The sequence below is a fragment of the Nonomuraea sp. NPDC001684 genome (genome assembly GCF_053596515.1).
In genome coordinates, this window is the sequence record NZ_JBSFGJ010000204.1 from 1 (window position 1) to 16,424 (window position 16,424).

The 16,424-nt window shown below is 72.3% G+C and carries 16 protein-coding genes and 1 pseudogene; 9 read left to right on the plus strand and 8 right to left on the minus strand.

Annotation, left to right across the window (positions count from 1 at the left end):
• Nucleotides 1–309, plus strand: a pseudogene (locus ACWCSD_RS29640) (hypothetical protein); the annotation flags it as partial.
• Between the two features lie 52 nt (nucleotides 310–361).
• Here ACWCSD_RS29640 and ACWCSD_RS29645 read toward each other — a convergent pair.
• Nucleotides 362–805, minus strand: coding sequence for an NUDIX domain-containing protein (locus tag ACWCSD_RS29645; RefSeq protein WP_449919682.1), 444 nt, complete (start codon nucleotides 803–805; stop codon nucleotides 362–364).
• 113 nt (nucleotides 806–918) lie between these two features.
• Between ACWCSD_RS29645 and ACWCSD_RS29650 the strand changes: the two genes are divergently transcribed.
• A complete protein-coding gene (locus ACWCSD_RS29650; protein ID WP_449919684.1) occupies nucleotides 919–2,496 on the plus strand; it encodes an alkaline phosphatase family protein in 1,578 nt (525 codons plus the stop codon).
• A 38-nt stretch (nucleotides 2,497–2,534) separates the two neighbouring features.
• Here the strand turns inward: ACWCSD_RS29650 and ACWCSD_RS29655 are convergent, their stop codons facing one another.
• Both ACWCSD_RS29655 and ACWCSD_RS29660 read right to left on the minus strand, forming a co-directional pair.
• Nucleotides 2,535–3,005 (minus strand): TspO/MBR family protein, encoded by a 471-nt coding sequence (locus tag ACWCSD_RS29655; RefSeq protein WP_358294706.1) that lies wholly within the window; start codon nucleotides 3,003–3,005, stop codon nucleotides 2,535–2,537.
• Nucleotides 3,006–3,040: 35 nt separating this feature from the next.
• Nucleotides 3,041–3,397: an ArsR/SmtB family transcription factor gene (locus tag ACWCSD_RS29660; protein WP_352360503.1), complete on the minus strand. Its 357-nt coding sequence runs from the start codon at nucleotides 3,395–3,397 to the stop codon at nucleotides 3,041–3,043.
• A 32-nt stretch (nucleotides 3,398–3,429) separates the two neighbouring features.
• Between ACWCSD_RS29660 and ACWCSD_RS29665 the strand changes: the two genes are divergently transcribed.
• Nucleotides 3,430–4,311, plus strand: coding sequence for a TIGR03620 family F420-dependent LLM class oxidoreductase (locus ACWCSD_RS29665; RefSeq protein WP_449919687.1), 882 nt, complete (start codon nucleotides 3,430–3,432; stop codon nucleotides 4,309–4,311).
• A gap of 65 nt (nucleotides 4,312–4,376) precedes the next feature.
• Nucleotides 4,377–5,339 (plus strand): SDR family NAD(P)-dependent oxidoreductase, encoded by a 963-nt coding sequence (locus ACWCSD_RS29670; protein ID WP_397161739.1) that lies wholly within the window; start codon nucleotides 4,377–4,379, stop codon nucleotides 5,337–5,339.
• A gap of 3 nt (nucleotides 5,340–5,342) precedes the next feature.
• Here ACWCSD_RS29670 and ACWCSD_RS29675 read toward each other — a convergent pair whose 3' ends face one another.
• Nucleotides 5,343–5,975 carry a DUF47 domain-containing protein gene (locus ACWCSD_RS29675; RefSeq protein ID WP_352360497.1) on the minus strand — a complete coding sequence of 211 codons (633 nt, stop codon included), beginning with the start codon at nucleotides 5,973–5,975 and terminating at the stop codon, nucleotides 5,343–5,345.
• Nucleotides 5,972–6,922, minus strand: coding sequence for an inorganic phosphate transporter (locus ACWCSD_RS29680; RefSeq protein ID WP_449919690.1), 951 nt, complete (start codon nucleotides 6,920–6,922; stop codon nucleotides 5,972–5,974). The genes ACWCSD_RS29675 and ACWCSD_RS29680 overlap by 4 nt, the downstream gene beginning before the upstream one ends.
• Before the next feature lie 50 nt (nucleotides 6,923–6,972).
• Here ACWCSD_RS29680 and ACWCSD_RS29685 point away from each other — a divergent pair, with 50 nt between their 5' ends.
• Genes ACWCSD_RS29685 through purU form a run of 4 tightly spaced genes read left to right on the plus strand, consistent with a single transcriptional unit; the run spans nucleotide 6,973 to nucleotide 12,329 of the window.
• On the plus strand, nucleotides 6,973–8,163 hold the full coding sequence (locus tag ACWCSD_RS29685; RefSeq protein WP_449919693.1) for a pyridoxal-phosphate-dependent aminotransferase family protein: 1,191 nt from the start codon (nucleotides 6,973–6,975) through the stop codon (nucleotides 8,161–8,163).
• Nucleotides 8,164–8,170: 7 nt separating this feature from the next.
• Nucleotides 8,171–9,094, plus strand: coding sequence for a LysR family transcriptional regulator (locus ACWCSD_RS29690; protein ID WP_352360491.1), 924 nt, complete (start codon nucleotides 8,171–8,173; stop codon nucleotides 9,092–9,094).
• Nucleotides 9,091–11,478: a GcvT family protein gene (locus tag ACWCSD_RS29695; protein WP_449919696.1), complete on the plus strand. Its 2,388-nt coding sequence runs from the start codon at nucleotides 9,091–9,093 to the stop codon at nucleotides 11,476–11,478. The genes ACWCSD_RS29690 and ACWCSD_RS29695 overlap by 4 nt, the downstream gene beginning before the upstream one ends.
• Nucleotides 11,475–12,329, plus strand: coding sequence for a formyltetrahydrofolate deformylase (gene purU, locus ACWCSD_RS29700; RefSeq protein WP_352322831.1), 855 nt, complete (start codon nucleotides 11,475–11,477; stop codon nucleotides 12,327–12,329). The genes ACWCSD_RS29695 and purU overlap by 4 nt, the downstream gene beginning before the upstream one ends.
• A gap of 16 nt (nucleotides 12,330–12,345) precedes the next feature.
• Here purU and ACWCSD_RS29705 read toward each other — a convergent pair whose 3' ends face one another.
• From ACWCSD_RS29705 to ACWCSD_RS29715, 3 genes are read right to left on the minus strand one after another with little or no spacing between them, the layout of a single operon-like run.
• Complete coding sequence (locus tag ACWCSD_RS29705; RefSeq protein ID WP_449919698.1) at nucleotides 12,346–12,696, minus strand: VOC family protein; 351 nt, start codon at nucleotides 12,694–12,696, stop codon at nucleotides 12,346–12,348.
• Nucleotides 12,693–13,493: a helix-turn-helix domain-containing protein gene (locus ACWCSD_RS29710; protein WP_397161734.1), complete on the minus strand. Its 801-nt coding sequence runs from the start codon at nucleotides 13,491–13,493 to the stop codon at nucleotides 12,693–12,695. Before ACWCSD_RS29710 ends, ACWCSD_RS29705 begins: the two co-directional genes overlap by 4 nt.
• Nucleotides 13,494–13,503: 10 nt before the next feature.
• On the minus strand, nucleotides 13,504–15,561 hold the full coding sequence (locus ACWCSD_RS29715; protein WP_387679074.1) for a prolyl oligopeptidase family serine peptidase: 2,058 nt from the start codon (nucleotides 15,559–15,561) through the stop codon (nucleotides 13,504–13,506).
• 280 nt (nucleotides 15,562–15,841) lie between these two features.
• Between ACWCSD_RS29715 and ACWCSD_RS29720 the strand changes: the two genes are divergently transcribed.
• Nucleotides 15,842–16,351: an HNH endonuclease gene (locus ACWCSD_RS29720; protein WP_352322827.1), complete on the plus strand. Its 510-nt coding sequence runs from the start codon at nucleotides 15,842–15,844 to the stop codon at nucleotides 16,349–16,351.
• The last annotated feature ends 73 nt before the right edge of the window (nucleotides 16,352–16,424 follow it).

Below are 16,424 nucleotides of genomic sequence, written 5' to 3' on the forward strand. Positions count from 1 at the left end.
CGTCGGCAAGAAAGGCTGAACGTTGATCCCTCCGTACCTGTCGCTGCCGCCGACCTCGTCACGCTGGCCGCGGGCGCCGACCTGCTGGTGGCCGAGGCGACCTATCCCGAGCAGGTGCCCGGCGAGGACGCCCCCTACCTGTCCAGCGCCGCCGACGCGGGCCGCACCGCCGCGGCGGCCGGGGCCGCCCGGCTGCTGCTTACCCACCTGTGGCCCGGCACCCGGCCCGAGCCGGCGCTGGCGGCGGCGGCCAGGTCCTACCCGGGCGACCTCGCGGTGGCCACGGCGGGCCGCACGATCGAGGTGTAGCGGCGGGTTCAGCGGCGCGCGGGGCGGTTCAGCGGCGGGTTCAGCGGCGGGTTCAGTGGCGGGCGGCGGCGCGCAGGGCGGCCACCACGTCGGCCAGTTCCGGCGGCTCGACGCCGTACGGCATCTCCTCGGCCCAGGTGTGACCGCGGTAGACGCCGAGCTCCTCCTCGGTGAGCGCGGCGGGGGTCACCCGCGGGCGCGCCTCGTCGAAGGTGGCCAGGAAGAACGGCTCGGTCTTCACGTAACGCACGCCCAGCCAGGAGAAGTCGCGCTCGACGTCGACCCGGTGCTGGCCGACGGCCGAGCCGGGCAGCCCGGTCTCCTCGGCCAGCTCGCGCCGGGCGGCCTCCAGCGGCGTCTCGCCCGGGTCGAGGCCGCCGCCCGGGGGTTCCCACACGTCCGTGCCGCTGACCGGGTCGTACCAGTGCATGAGCAGGACGCGCCCGTCGCGGTCGAGGCAGACGACGCGGGCGGCGGGACGTTGGCTACTGCCCATTTGGGCCCCCTTTTCCCTCTATGGCGTCCATCGGAAAGACGCTATTCACGCACCCGCCTGACGCTGGAGATCCTTCAGCCGGATCACCCCAGCACTCAGCGAGGAGTACGTCCATGCAACGATGGCGCATCCTGCCCGCTCTCGTGGCCGCGGCCGTGTCGGTCCCCGCGCCGGCGGCCCTGGCGCATCAGGCGGCCGATCCCGCACCCGCTCCCGAGGGCAAGGTCCTCAACGGCGCGACCGCCCTGGCCGCGCCCGTGCCCGTGCCCGACGTCCCGAACGGCATCAGCAGCGACAAGGTCCTGGTCATCGGCCTCGACGGGTTACGCCACGACCGCATCGCCCCCGCCGACGCCCCCAACCTCGACGCCCTGATCAGCGGCGGCACGTTCGGCACGAGCCTGCTCTACACCAGCCCGATGGCCGCCACCTCCAGCGGCCCCGGCTGGTCCACGATCGCCACCGGCGTCTGGCCCGACCTGCACGGCGTCAAGGACAACACCTTCGCCGGCAAGCACTACGACCGCTACCCCGACTTCCTGACCCGGCTGGAGAACACCGGCGCCGGCCACTCCACCTACGCCGCCCTCGACTGGAAGCCGCTCGCCGACCAGGGCACCTTCGGCCCCCGGATCGACGCCAGGGTGGTCCTGGACGGCGACGCCGACGGCTACCCGGCCGAGGACGAGCGCCTCACCCAGGTCAGCGAGACCGTCCTGCGCACGAAGAACCCGGACGCCGCCTTCGTCTACCTGGGCGCGATCGACATCGCCGGGCACGGCAGCGGCGCGGGCTCGGCCGCCTATCTGACCGCGATCCACGACGCCGACGCCCGGATCGGCCGGCTGCTGGCCGCGGTCAGGGCCAGACCGACGTACGCGAGCGAGCGCTGGACGGTGATCGTGGCCACCGACCACGGGCACACCGACGCGGGCGGGCACGGCGGGTCCTCGATCGAGGAGCGTCGCACGTTCGTCCTGGCGTCCGGGCCGGGCATCGCCGCCGGGGCGCGGCCGGCCGACACGCGCCTGGTGGACGTGACGGCCGCGGTCTTCACCGGGCTGGGGCTGGCCGTGCCGGGCGGGATCGACGGCCGGCGCGTCGACACCAGGACCGGCGACCCGTTCGAGGGCGTCGCGCTGTCCGGCAGGACCGACGAGACCGGCATCCCGGCCGGCGTGCTCGGCTACTCGCACACGCCGCCCGCGGGCTGGTCGGCGGACGCGTCCAGGATGCCGTCAGGGGGCGTTCAGGAGTGGCGTGGCTGGGCGTTCACCACGGACGAGTTCTGGTCGCGGGCGGCCCGTGACCAGCAGCGGGAGCTGAACGTCCGGTCCAGGGGCACCTTCGCGGTGGCCGACTCCGACGAGTGGGACGACAAGGCGCACGGGACCGGGACGTTCGACTCGACGCTCGTCTCGCCCGCCTACACCGTGACCGGCCGGACGTCCGTCACCCTCGCCTACGCCACCCACTACCGCGCGGACGGCGCGCAGAAGGCGCAGGTGCTCGTGTCGTTCGACGGCGGCGCGGACACGCTGGTGAAGAACTACACGGCCGACGCGGTCGCCAGGAACGAGTCGCTCGCGGTGGCCGTGCCGGCCGGGGCCAGGTCGATGAGGGTCAAGTTCCACTACTTCGACGCGACCAACAACTGGTACTGGGCGGTGGACGACCTGCGCGTCTCCTGACCGCGCGGGCGGGGCCCCGCCTTCGGGCGGGGTTCCGGTCAGGGGTTGCGGGCGGCGATGGAGGCGTTGAGCGCGGTGGCGAAGGCCGTCCAGCCGACGTAGGGCAGCAGGGCCAGCCCGGCGCGGCGGTCGGCGCGCAGGAAGCGGCGCAGCAGCACGAGGTTGGCCGCGTCGAGCGCGACGATGTCGGCCAGCGCCAGGCGCGGGGAGCGGGCGCCGAAGAACAGCGGGGTCCAGGCGGCGTTGAGCGCGAGGTTGGCGCCCAGGGCGCGGGCCAGGCCGGCCCGGTCGTCGCCGCTGGTCAGGGCGCGCGCGCCGGCGTAGGCGATGAGGGCGTAGACCGGCGTCCAGACCAGGCCGAACGCCTGGCTGGGCGGCTGCCAGCGGGGCTTGCGCAGCCGGCGGTACCAGGCCGAGCCGGAGGAGGTGGCCAGGCTGCCGAGCGTGGCCGTGACGGTGACCGCGGCCGTGGTGGCGAGGAGGTTACGGGCGAACGGGCGCATCTGCATGGGCCTGCCTCTACCCGCCCGGGCCGCCGCATGCCCTAGGCGCCCTCCGGCTCCTCGACGACGAGGGCGAGCAGGCCGGGGAAACGTTCGTCGAACTCCGCGCGGCGCAGCCGGTTGAGCCGGCGGGCGCCTTCGTCGCGCTGCTCCAGCAGGCCGACCTGGCGCAGCACCCCGAAGTGGTGGCTGAGCGTGGACTTGGCCACCGGCAGGTGGGCGAACGTGCCGCAGGCGCGCGCCCAGTCGGGCTCCCCGGCCAGCTCGCGGACGATGCGGCGGCGGACCGGGTCGCCGAGCGCGTCGAGGGCGGCCTGCAGCGACACCTCGACGGGCGAGGTGTGGGTCAGGCCGCGCGCTCTGTTCGATGGCGGTCGAACATTGGTGTAGTGTTCCATCTCGATCGAACATTCTAGTCGAGGGAGCGGCCATGGAGACCGGGCACTTCGGGGTGTGGCATCCGCTGATCGGCAAGGCCCCCGCCGAGCAGGCGCGGCGCGCGGCGGCCGAGATCGAGCGGCTGGGCTACGGCTCCGTGTGGATCAACGAGGGCCGGCAGAGCAAGGAGCCGCTCACCACCGCGGCCGTCCTGCTGGCGGCCACCACCCGCGTCGCGGTCGCGACCGGCATCGCCAGCATCTGGGGCCGCGACGCGACGGGCATGACGGCGGGCGCGAAGACGCTGGCCGACGCCTTCCCCGGCCGTTTCGTGCTGGGCATCGGGGTCAGCCACGGCCCGCTGGTCGGCAGCCGCGGCCACGCCTACGACAAGCCGCTGAGCGCGATGCGCGCCTACCTCGACGGCATGGACGCCGCCGAGGAGGGCCTGCCCGCGGCGCGGGCGCCCCGGCTGCTGGCGGCGCTGCGGCCCCGGATGCTGGAGCTGTCCAGAGACCGGGCCGACGGCGCCCACACCTACTTCGTGCCGCCCGAGCACACCGAGCAGGCCCGCCGCGTCCTCGGCGCGAACCGGCTGCTGGTGCCCGAGCAGGCCGTGGTGCTGGAGACCGACCCGGCAAGGGCCCGCGAGATCGCCCGCGCCCACCTGGCCTACTACCTGACCCTGCCCAACTACCTGGGCAACCTGCGCGCCCTGGGCTTCACCGACGCCGACTTCGCGGGCGGCGGCAGCGACCGGCTGGCCGACGCCATCGTGGCCTGGGGCGACGAAGGGCAGGTCGCCGCGCGGTTGCGGGCCCACCTCGACGCCGGGGCCGACCACGTGGCCGTCCAGCCGCTGTCGCCGGGCGTCCCCGACCTCGACGACGCCTTGGGCCAGCTCCAGCGCCTGGCCCCGGCCCTCGGCCTCTGATCCGGGCGGGCGGCCCGGCGGGTCGGTTTGACTTAGAGCGCACTTCAATTCGTAACGTCGGTCCCATGACAACGCCTCAGCACAGGATCGGTTCGGGTTTCGGCGCGAGAAGCACCGCGGACGAGGTGCTCAAGGGCATCGACCTCACCGGCAGGGTCGCGCTCGTCACCGGCGGCTACTCCGGCCTCGGCCTGCAGACCACCCGCGCGCTCAGCGACGCCGGAGCCCAGGTCGTCGTCCCGGCCCGGCGTCGCGGCGCGGCCGAGGAGGCCCTGGCCGGCATCGACCGCGTCGAGGTGGGCGAGCTCGACCTGGGCGACCTCGACAGCGTGCGGCGCTTCGCCGAGGAGTTCCTGGCCTCCGGCCGCGACCTGCACCTCCTGATCAACAACGCCGGCATCATGGCCTGTCCCGAGACGCGGGTCGGCCCCGGCTGGGAGGCCCAGTTCGCCACCAACCACCTCGGCCACTACGCGCTGGTCAACCGCCTGTGGCCGGCCGTCGAGCGCGGCGGCGGCCGGGTCGTGGCCGTCTCCTCCGCCGGCCACCGGCGCTCCGGCATGCGCTGGGACGACGTGATGTTCGAACGCGGCTACGACAAGTGGCAGGCCTACGGCCAGGCGAAGACGGCCAACGTGCTGTTCGCCGTGCACCTCGACGCCCTGGCCAAGGACGCGGGGGTGCGGGCGTTCGCGGTGCACCCCGGCGGCATCCTGACCCCGCTCCAGCGCCACCTGACCAAGCAGGAGATGGTCGAGGCGGGCTGGATCGACGAGCAGGGCAACCTGCTCAATCCCGGCTTCAAGAGCCCTGAGCAGGGCGCGGCCACCCAGCTGTGGGCGGCCACCTCGCCGCAGCTCGACGGCATGGGCGGGGTCTACTGCGAAGACTGCGACATCGCCGAGCCGGCCGACGGCTCCGGCGGCGGGGTCCATCCCCATGCCACCGACCCCGAGCAGGCCGCCCGCCTGTGGCGGTTGTCGGCCGAGCTGACCGGCGTCGACGCCTTCGCCGGGCGGGCGGCCTGACGGTCAGCGTTTCATGGCGCCGTCGGCGATGGCGTCCGCCGCCTCGCCGATGGCCATGCCCACGATCTCCAGGCGGCGCACCAGCTCGCGCTGCTTGAGCGCGTCCGAGGTGACCTCGCCGGAGAAGATCCGGGAGATCTCGTACTGGTACATGCGCCGGATCGCGCCGCCGGCCTTCTTGGCCTCCAGGGCGTCCTGCACCACCGCCGAGGGCCGGGCGGCCAGGCCGCGCACGGCGCTCTCCAGGGCGTCGATGCCCACGATGACCTGGTCGAGCAGCGGCGTGAAGCGGATCTGGTCGGGCACCCGGTACAGGTGCGACTCGCGCACGAAGTCCCGCAGCGAGTCCAGCACGTCGTCGATCGAGCGCGACAGGCGGAACAGGTCCTCGGGGTCGATGGGCGTGACCAGCGCGGTCTTGAGCTCCTCGACCAGGCGGGCGCGCTCCTCGTCGCCGAGGTGCTCGATCGCGCGCATCCGCTCGTGCGCGCCGGTCCTGCCGACCTCGCCGCCGATCATGGCCATCGCCAGCCACGCGCCCTGCTTGGTGGCCTTGAGCTGGCCGAGCAGGGCGCCGGTGAGCGCGCCGTCCATGCGGCCGGTCATGAGGTCACGGATCCGGCGCCATCGCTTCACCACGTCCCCCTCAGCCCCTTCAGGACGAACGCCGCCGTCGTGGCCAGCAGGCCGCTCAGCGGGAGCGTCAGCAGCCAGGCCACGACGATCTTGACGGCGGCGTACCAGCGGACGCGGCCGCCGCCCTGCGCGACCCCGGCGCCGACCAGCCCGCCGGCCACGGCCTGCGTCATGCTCACGGGCATACCCAGCGCGGCGCAGGCGAGCACGGCGGTGCCCGCGGCCAGTTCGGCCGCGACGCCGTGCGCGGGCCGGGAGACGATGATCTCGCGGCTCAGCGTACGGCCCGCCCTGGGCAGCCCGTAGAGCGCGCCGAGCCCGAACAGCACCGCCACCAGCGAGGTGCAGGCCAGGGGCGCGCCCTGGAAGCCGAGCGCGATCATGAAGACGGCCAGCATCTTCTGCCCGTCGTTGGCCGCGTAGGCGAGCGTCTGGAGCAGGAACCCGGCCCAGTGCCAGCGGGTCAGGCCGGGCGCGTCGGTCACCCGGACGAGCAGCCGGATGAGCAGCCACGACAGCAGCGCCCCCACGAACGGCGCGGCCAGCCCGAAGACCAGCACGAGCGCCACCGAGCCGCCCGACACCGGCAGCCCCCACCCCAGCCCGGCCCCGGTGAGCCCGCCCACCACGGCCAGCGTGAGGCTGGTCGGCCGGCCCTTCGCGCTGAGCGTGAACACCACCGCCAGCGCGCAGAGCACGCCCACGGTCATCGCGGCCTGGCCGCCGGGGGCGTGGAAGCCCGCCAGCCGGTTCACGAACGTCAGCGCCACCTGGTGGGTGACCAGCGGGACCACCGTGACGAGCAGCACGAGCGCGAGGATGCCGACGGCCGGCCTGATCACCGGCAGCTTGAGCCCGGTCGCCAGCAGCGCCCCGCCGTCGTTGATCCCGGACACGACGGCGAACAGCCCCGCGACCCCGATCAGTACGACGGTCTCCAACGGCACGTGTCCCATCCCAGTCGGCGCTGCTCGGCACGGACAAGCCCGATTCCCTTATGGCCCTCATAGGTGAAAGGCGGCTGTCCCGTGCGGCGCCACCCCGGATAGCGTCCGTAATGCCGGATAACTACCCAAGATCGAGTGGATTGATGGACGAAGAACTCATTCTGTTGAATCCCGGGCCCGCATGTACGTCGAAGCGGGTCAAGGACGCCCTGCTTCGCGGCGACCTCTGCCACCGCGAGCCCGAGTTCACGGAGTTGCTGTTCAGGATCCGCGAGGCCCTGCCCCGGTGCCTGAACCTCGGCGGCACGCACGAGGCGCTGCTGGTCACCGGGTCGGGAACCGCGGCCATGGAGATGGCGGTCATCAGCTCCGTCCGCGCGGGACGCGGCGTGCTCGTCGTGAACAACGGCGTCTACGGCGACCGGATGATCAAGATCGCGAAGGCGCACGGCATCCCGTTCCACGAGGTCAGGAGCGACTGGACGGTACCGGCCGACCCCGAGGCCGTCCGGGCGGCGCTGGCCGGGCGCGACGACGTGGACGCCGTGGTCTGCGTGCACCACGAGACCACGACCGGCCTGATCAACCCGATCAAGGAGATCGGCGAGGTCGTGGCCGAGCACGGCGCGCTGTTCGTGATCGACGCGATCAGCGGCACCGCGATCGAGGACCAGGACCTGGCGCAGGTCAGGGCGGACGTCGTCTGCGGCACCGCCAACAAGGGCCTGCACGGGCTGCCCGGCATGTCGTTCATCCTGTGCAGCGAGGCCGCGATCGAGCGGATCCAGGAGGCGCCCGCGCGCAGCCTCTACCTCAACGCCGCCAGCTACCTGGCCGGTCAGCGCAAGGGCGACGTGCCGTTCACCCCGGCCGTGCAGGTCTGCTACTCCCTCGACGAGGCGATCAAGGAGTACGAGGAGGCGGGCGGCTTCGCGGCGCGGACCCGGCTGTACCGCGAGCGGGCGGCCCTCGTCCGCGGCCAGTTCGCGCGGCTCGGCCTGGAAATCCTCGTTGATGAACAATTCAGGTCAAACACCGTAACAATGCTTCATCTCCCCGAAAACGTAACTTATGCGGCGCTTCATGATGAGCTCAAAAAGCGCGGTTACGTTATCTACGCCGGTCAGGGGCAACTTTCCGCGGACTTCTTCAGGATCTGCACGATGGGTGAGATCCCCTGGCACCGGCTGGAACAGCTTGAGGACGCGCTCCGAGAGTCGATCGAGGCAGCTAGGGGTTAACGACGACATGCAGCTCAACCTGCACCGGCTCTGGATCTTCATGACGGTCGTGGAGTGCGGCGGCTTCTCGGCCGCCGCGCAGAAGCTCTACCTCAGCCAGCCGTCCGTGTCACACCAGGTCAGGCAGCTTGAGCAGGCGCTGCGCGCCACACTGATCGACCGCAGCGGCGCCCGCATCAGGCTCACCCCCGAGGGCGAGGTGATGCTGGAGTACGCCAGGCGGGTGTTCCTGCTGGCCGACGAGGCCGTGGCCGCCATCCGGCAGGTCTCCGGGCTGCAGACCGGCAAGCTGGTCGCGGGAGGCACCACCACCGTCGGCACGTACCTCCTGCCGCCGTTGCTGGCCGCCTTCCGCGACCGTCATCCGGGCATCGAGCTCGGCATCCAGGTCGGCAACGGCCAGCGGGTCGAGCGCGGCCTGGTGGACGGCGAGATCGGCGTCGCGGTGCTGGCCGGCGAGCCCGGCGCGGCGCAGCTCGTCAGCGAGCCGATCCTGGAGGACCGGCTCGTCGTCATCACCCAGCCGGGCCACCGGCTGTCCAGCAAGGGCCGCGCCGAGCCCGCCGACCTGACGGGCGAGTTCTTCCTCATCCGCGAGCCCGGCTCCTCCACCCGCGAGCTGCAGGAGCAGGCGCTGGAGACGTGGGGGCTCGAAGAGGCCGGCCGCAGCGAGATCTGGGGCCCGGAGACGATCAAGCAGGCGGTCGCCGCGGGGCTCGGCGTCTCACTGGTGTCCGAGCACTGCGTCGAGCAGGAGCTCGCCGACGGGCGGCTGGCGGCCCTGGAGGTGCTGCCCGCGCCCAAGCCCCGCCCCATCGTGCTGGCCCACCGCCGCGACCGGCTGCTGGGGCCCGCCGAGCAGGCGTTCATCGCCATGCTGCGCAACGTCCGCAGCTGGCCGGGGATCAATCGCTTGAGGAGCATCTCTTGACATCCCTGCCCTCCCGGGCACAGGTCGTGATCATCGGCGGCGGCATCGCGGGCTGCAGCGTGGCCTACCACCTGGCCCAGCTGGGCTGGACCGACGTCGTGCTGCTCGAACAGGGGCAGCTCTCCTGCGGCACCACCTGGCACGCCGCCGGGCTCGTCGGCCAGCTCCGCAGCACCGAGAGCATGACCAGGCTGATCAAGTACAGCACCGACCTGTACGCCCGCCTGGAGGCCGAGACCGGCTTCGGCACCGGCTGGAAGCAGTGCGGCAGCGTCAGCGTGGCCCGCACCCCCGAGCGCATGACCCAGTTGCGGCGCACCGCGGCCGCCGCCCGGAACTACGGCATCCAGGCCGAGGTCGTCAGCGCGCGCGAGGCGGGCGAGCTGTGGCCGGTCATGCGCACCGACGACCTGGTGGGCGGCGTCTGGCTGCCCGGCGACGGCAAGGCCAACCCGGCGGACCTCACGCAGGCGCTGGCCAGGGGAGCCCAGCGGCACGGCGTCCAGGTGATCGAGCGGGTCCGGGTCACCGGCGTCACCGTGCGCGACGGCGCCGTGCGCGGCGTGCACACCTCCGAGGGGCACATCGAGACCGAGGTGCTGGTCAACTGCGCCGGACAGTGGGCCAAGGAGGTCGGCAGGATGGCCGGCGCGACCGTCCCGCTGCACTCGGCCGAGCACTACTACGTGGTCACCGAACGCATCCCCGGCGTGCGCCCCGACCTGCCCGTGCTGCGCGACCCCGACGGCTACGCCTACCTGAAGGAGGAGGTCGGCGGCCTGGTCGTGGGCGGCTTCGAGCCGGACGCCAAGCCCTGGGGCATGGACGGCATCCCCCACCCCTTCGAGTTCCAGCTCCTGGAGGCGGACTGGGACCAGTTCGCGATCATCATGGAGAACGCGATCCAGCGCGTCCCGGCGCTGGAGAGCGCCGGGATCAGGATGTTCTACAACGGGCCGGAGAGCTTCACGCCCGACAACATGTTCCTGCTCGGCGAGACCCCCGAGGTGCGCGGCCTGTTCGTCGGCGCGGGGTTCAACTCGGCCGGCATCGCCTCGGCGGGCGGCGCCGGCCGCGCGCTGGCCGAGTGGATCGTGAACGGCGAGCCGACCGGCGACCTGTGGCCCGCCGACATCCGGCGCTTCGCCCGCTGGGCCGGCAACGACACCTGGCTGCGCGACCGGGTCACCGAGACGCTGGGGCTGCACTACGCGATGTCCTGGCCGGACCGGGAGCCGGAGACCGCCCGGCCGCTGCGCCGCTCGCCGGTCCACCACCTGCTGGCGCAGGCCGGGGCGCGCTTCGGGTCGAAGATGGGCTGGGAGCGGGTCAACTACTTCGGGCCCGCCACGCCGTCCACGTTCGGGCGGCCGGGATGGCAGCCGTACGTGGACGCCGAGGTGGCGGCCTGCCGGAACGCGGCGGCGCTGTTCGACCAGACGGCCTTCTCCAAGTTCGTCCTCAAGGGCCCCGAGGCCATGGAGGCGTTGCAGTGGCTGTGCACCGCCGACGTGGACGTCGAGCCCGGCCGGGTCGTCTACACCGGCCTGCTCAACGACCGGGGCGGCTACGAGTCGGACCTGACGGTGACGCGCGTGGCCCGCGACGAGTACCTGATCGTGACCGGTTCGGCCCAGACCACCAGGGACTTCGACCACATCTCCAAGGGCCTCGGCGACCGGCGGGCGGTCCTGGTGGACGTCACCGGCGCGTACGCGGTCTTCGGCGTGATGGGCCCCTCGTCCAGGACGATCCTGCAGTCGGTGTCGAAGTCCGACTTCTCCGCCTTCGACTTCGGCACGTCCCGGCTGGTCGACCTCGGTCACGCCACCGTGCGCGCCACCCGCGTCACGTACGTGGGCGAGCTGGGCTGGGAGTTGTACGTGCCCGCCGAGTTCGCCGTCACCGTGCACGAGACGCTCATGGGCGCCGGCGGGCTGACCCAGGCCGGTCACTACGCCATCGAGGCCATGCGCATCGAGAAGGGCTACCGCGCCTGGGGCCGCGAGCTGGGCCCCGAGATCACCCCCGCCGCCGCCGGACTGCGTTTCACCTGCAAGAAGAGCGGCGGCTACCGGGGAGCGCGGCACGCTCTGGAGACGCCGTCGCGCAGGGTAGTCTCGATCGTGCTGGACGACCCCGCCGCACACCTGTGGGGCGGCGAGTCCCTGCTGTCCGACGGCGTCCCGGTGGGCTACGTCACCTCGGCGGCCCACAGCCCCACGCTCGGCAGGTCCGTGGCGCTGGGCTTCGTCACCGAGGTCTCGCAGGAAGGCGGCGTCACGCTGGAGAAGGTGGAGGTCGACGTGGCCGGCGACCTGTACTCTGCCCAGATCAGCCTCAAGGCGCCCTACGATCCCACGTCCGCGAGAGTGAAGGCATGAGCAGCCACGCCGAGTACATCCTGACCCTGTCCTGCCCCGACCGCCCCGGCGTGGTGGCCGCCGTCTCCGGCCTGCTGGCGGCGCACGGGTGCAACATCATCGAGAGCCAGCAGTTCGGCGACCGGGTCGCCCAGCGGTTCTTCATGCGCGTGCAGTTCTCCGGCCCGCTCGGCGAGGACGAGCTGGGCGCCGCCTTCGCCGCCCTGGCCCCCGACTTCGCCATGGAGTTCAGGCTGCGCGACGTGGCCAGGAAGCCGCGCGTGCTGATCATGGTCAGCCGGTTCGACCACTGCCTCAACGACCTGCTCTACCGGGTCAGGTCGAAGACGCTCGGCATCGAGGTCGTCGCGGTCGCCTCCAACCACCCCGACCTGCGCCCGCTCACCCAGTCGTACGGCATCGACTACCACCACCTGCCGATCACGCCCGAGACCAAGCCGAGGCAGGAGGCCGAGGTGCTGGCGCTGGTCGAGCACTACCAGGTCGACCTGGTGGTGCTGGCCCGCTACATGCAGGTGCTGTCGGAGGACCTGTGCGAGAAGCTGGCCGGGCGGGCGATCAACATCCACCACTCGTTCCTGCCGTCGTTCAAGGGCGCCAAGCCCTACCACCAGGCCCACAACCGGGGCGTCAAGCTCATCGGCGCCACGGCCCACTACGTGACCTCCGACCTCGACGAGGGGCCGATCATCGAGCAGGAGGTCGCCCGGGTCAACCACAGCCACTCGCCGGACGACCTCGTGCGCATCGGGCGCGACGTGGAGTGCGTGGCGCTGGCCCGCGCGGTCCAGTGGCACGCCGAGCAGCGCGTCCTGCTCGACGGACACAAGACCGTCGTCTTCCCCCGCTGACCCCTTTCCGAGGGGGTTACGGGCGGTACGTCCCGAAGAACCAGGAGTTGCCTTCGGGGTCCTTGCAGCCGTACTCGCGCGAGCCGTACGGCTGGTCGGTGAGCTCCATGGTGATCACGGCCCCCGCGGCCCTGGCGTGATCGTGGTGGGCGTCGACGTCGTCGACCGCGATGTAGACGCCGGGCCCGCCCGGCTTCCCCCGGCCGATCATGATCAGGTCGTCCTCGACGAACAGCTCGGCGTGCTCGACGACCCCGGACTCGTCCTTCGACGACTCGTGCACCCGGAACCCGAACGCCGCGGTCAGGAAGTCGAGCGCCGCCTGCGGGTGCTGGTAGCGGGCCAGTGCGTAGACAGTGCGTTTCATGGCTCCAGCATGTCCGCCGGCCCGCCCGCGGGTCTTGGACGAATCTGACCGGGCGTGGTGCCGCCGAGCGCCCGGAACTCCCGGTTGAGATGGGCCTGGTCGTAGAAGCCGCACTCGGCCGCGACCGCGGCGATCGGCCTGCCGGAGCGCAGCAGCCGCGCCGCCCGGCCGAACCTGATCACCCGGGCCGCCGTCTTGGGGGCCAGCCCGACCTGGTCGTGGAAGCGGGCCACCAGATGCCGATGACTCCAGCCCAGCGACGCGGCCAGCGACGACACGCCGAGCCGCCCGCCCGACTCCAGCAGCCGCGCCCACGCCCACGGCAGTTCGGGGCCCACCTGCGGCCCGGCCAGGATGCGCGCGGTCAGCAGCCGGTCGGTCAGGGCCAGCCGCTCCCGCCACGACGGCGTCGCGGCCAGCCGGTCGAGCAGCTCCCCGGCCCACGGCCCGAGCACCGCCTCCACCGGGACCACCCGGCTCGTCAGGTGACGCATCGGCAGCCCGTACAGCCGCCGCGCCCCGAACGGCGTGAGCACCACCTCCACGCCCTCGCACGGCCCCTCGACGCGGGTGACCGCGAACCGGTCGGCGAGCCCGCCCGCGAACGCCCTGACCCGCTCACCGTAAGCCTCCATCGGCGCGCCGACGCCCAGGATGAGCACCGCCCCGGGAAGGGCGGCCTCGGCGCGCGTGACGGGCGCGGGATAGTGCTCGCTGTAGGCGCAGAGCCGGGTGACGTACGGCCGCAGCGCAGCGCTGGGGACGGCCTCGACGACGGCCGGCCCCAGGCTGCTCATGCCTGCGACACTACAGACCGGTGTGCTGGGCGAGGAAGGTCAGCGTGTCGGCCGACAGGTCGACCGTCCGGCTCACCGAGCGGGCGCCGTGGCCCACCTCGGCCTCGTTGCGCAGCAGCACCGGCCGCCCGGCCGTGGAGGCGTGCTGCAACGCCGCGCACATCTTCCAGGCGTGCAGCGGGTGCACCCGCGTGTCGGACTGGAAGACGGTGAACAACGTCGCCGGGTAGGCCACCGACTCCTCGACCCGGTGGTAGGGCGAATACCCCCACAACCAGCCGAACTGCTCGGGGTCGTCGGCACTGCCGTACTCGACGTTCCAGGTCGCGCCGAGGCCGAACTTCTCGTACCTGATCATGTCGAGCAGCGGAGCCGAGCAGACCACGGCCGCGTACAGGTCGGGACGCTGCGTCAGCGCGGCGCCCACCAGCAGGCCGCCGTTGGAGCCGCCGGAGATGCCGAGCTGCTCGCGGGTGGTGACGCCGGTCTCGATGAGGTGCTCGGCCGCGGCGTGGAAGTCGTCGAACACGTTCTGCTTGTTGGCCAGCATGCCCGCGCGGTGCCAGTCCTCGCCCTCCTCGCCGCCGCCGCGCAGGTTGGCGATGGCGTAGACGCCGCCCGCCTCGACCCAGGCCAGGATCGAGGCCGAGTAGCCGGGGGTCATGGACAGGCCGAAGCCGCCGTAGCCGTACAGGATCGTGGGCCGGGGGCCGGGCCGCTCGTCGGCGGGGGAGATGATCAGCATCCGGACGTCGGTGCCGTCCTTGGACCGGTACACCACCTGCGACGTGCGCACCGGCGGCACCTCGACCGCGCCCGGCGAGGCGGCCCACAGCGTGGTCTCGCCCGTGCGGGCGTCGTAGCGCTGGATCGTCGGCGGCGTGGTGTTGTCGGTGTAGCCGAACCACGCCTCGAAGCCGCCCTCGGGACGCTCGGAGATGCCGCCGATCGTGCCCAGCCCCGGCGTCGGCACCGAGCCGACCCGCTCGCCGGTCGCCAGGTCGTGGACGGTGATCTCGCTGATCGCGTGGCGGGTCCAGCCCACCAGCATGACCGGGCGCTCCAGGTCGTCGAGGATGGCGAAGTCGGACAGCACCGCCTCGGGGTCCTCGGGGATCAGGTCGCGCCAGGTCTCGTAGCCGGGGTCGGCCGGGTCGGTCACGCACACCCGGCCGCGGGAGGCGTCCCTGTCGGTGTGGACGTAGAGCCGGCCGTCGCGGCCGAACACCAGGGCGGTCTGCGCGTCGACGCCCTCCTGCACGACCTTCAGGTCGGGGGAGTCGGCGGGCGAGGCGGTCAGGTCGGCCACCCACAGGTCGTTGCGCGGCGCGGTGCCCTCGTGCGCCGAGACCTGGAGCCAGTGGCCGTCGCGCGAGACGGAGACGCCGTAGTAGTTGGTCATCTTCAGCCCCTGGCCGAAGATCATCACGTCGTCCTCGGTCGAGGTGCCGACGCGGTGGAGGTAGACGCGGCGGTGGAACTGCGCCTCGTTCTCCGGCACCTCGGTGCGCGGCAGCCTGCGCACGTAGTAGAACGCCTCGCCGCCGGGCAGCCAGGCGATGGGGGAGTAGCGGCAGCGGTCGATCGGGCCCTCGACGCGCATCCCGGTCGCGACGTCCATGACGTAGAGGACCGACTCCTCGTCGCCGCCCACCGAGATCTGGTACGCCAGCAGCCGCCCTTCCTTGTCGGGCTGCACGGCGTCGAGCGTGGTGAGACCGGACGGGTCGATCTCCATCGGGTCGATCAGCGCCCGCTCGGTGCCGTCGGCCTCGACCACGTAGTAGACCGCGTGCTCCTGGTCGGGCGTGCGGCGGGAGAAGAACCGGCGCTCCCCGCGCCAGGCCGGAACCCCCACCGAGCCGGACCGCAGCAGCTCGGCGATGCGGTCCTTGAACCGCTGCTCGCCACGGCTGGCGTTGAACAGCTCGGCCTGCGCGAGCAGCCACTCCTTGGTGTCCGGGCTGTCAGGGTCCTCCAGCCACCGGTACGGGTCGGGGACGGGCGTTTCGTGCAGGATGTCGACGACGTCTTCGCGGCGTGCCGTCGGATAAGGCTCTCGCGTCATGCCAGGAACCCTACTGCCAAGGTGGGGGCGTAAAGCGCTGGTGAAGCGGGCATAAAACGTAACGTGTGTCCCTCTGGTCATTCCGGCTTGAAGATTATGGGGTGGCGGGGACGCTACGGCTAACGCCAGACTTGGTGACAGGACGGTGCCGTGGTGACCATCCGCTGGACCGTCCGGCGGAGGTCCATGTGACGGAAGCACCAGTGCCCCAGGAGGGGCCGACAGGCGGGACATGCCACGGCATGTCCCCTTTGATACGCGCGCGGCAGGGAGAGGCCCGATGACGCGCCAGGTCCTGCTGCTCAACGCCACCTACGAGCCGCTCACCACGCTCTCGCTCCACCGGGCCATCGTCCTGGTGCTGCGGGAGAAGGCCGACGTCGTGCACCGCGACGGGCGGGGCGCCCAGCTCCGCTCGGCGAGCTGCACCCTCGACGTGCCTTCGGTGATCAGGCTCCGCAGATACGTCCGCATCCCCTACCGGTCCCGAATCCCGCTGACCAGGGCCGCCCTCATGCGGCGCGACGACTACCGCTGCGCCTACTGCGGGCAGCGGGCCGAGACCATCGACCACGTGATCCCGAGATCGCGCGGCGGCACCCACACGTGGGAGAACTGCGTCGCCTCGTGCACGACGTGCAACCACCGCAAGGCCGACAAATACCTGGAGGAGCTGGGATGGACGCTGCGCGTCCTCCCGGCGGTGCCGAGGGGCGCCCACTGGCGGCTCATCGGCGCCTCGCTCGTCGGCGATCCACAATGGGCGCCCTACCTGGAGGCGGCGGCCTAGCAATCCCTTTGAAGCCGGAGGCCACCGCCTGCCACCATGACGGGCATGTGGACCTCCACCTCCGATCCGGAGG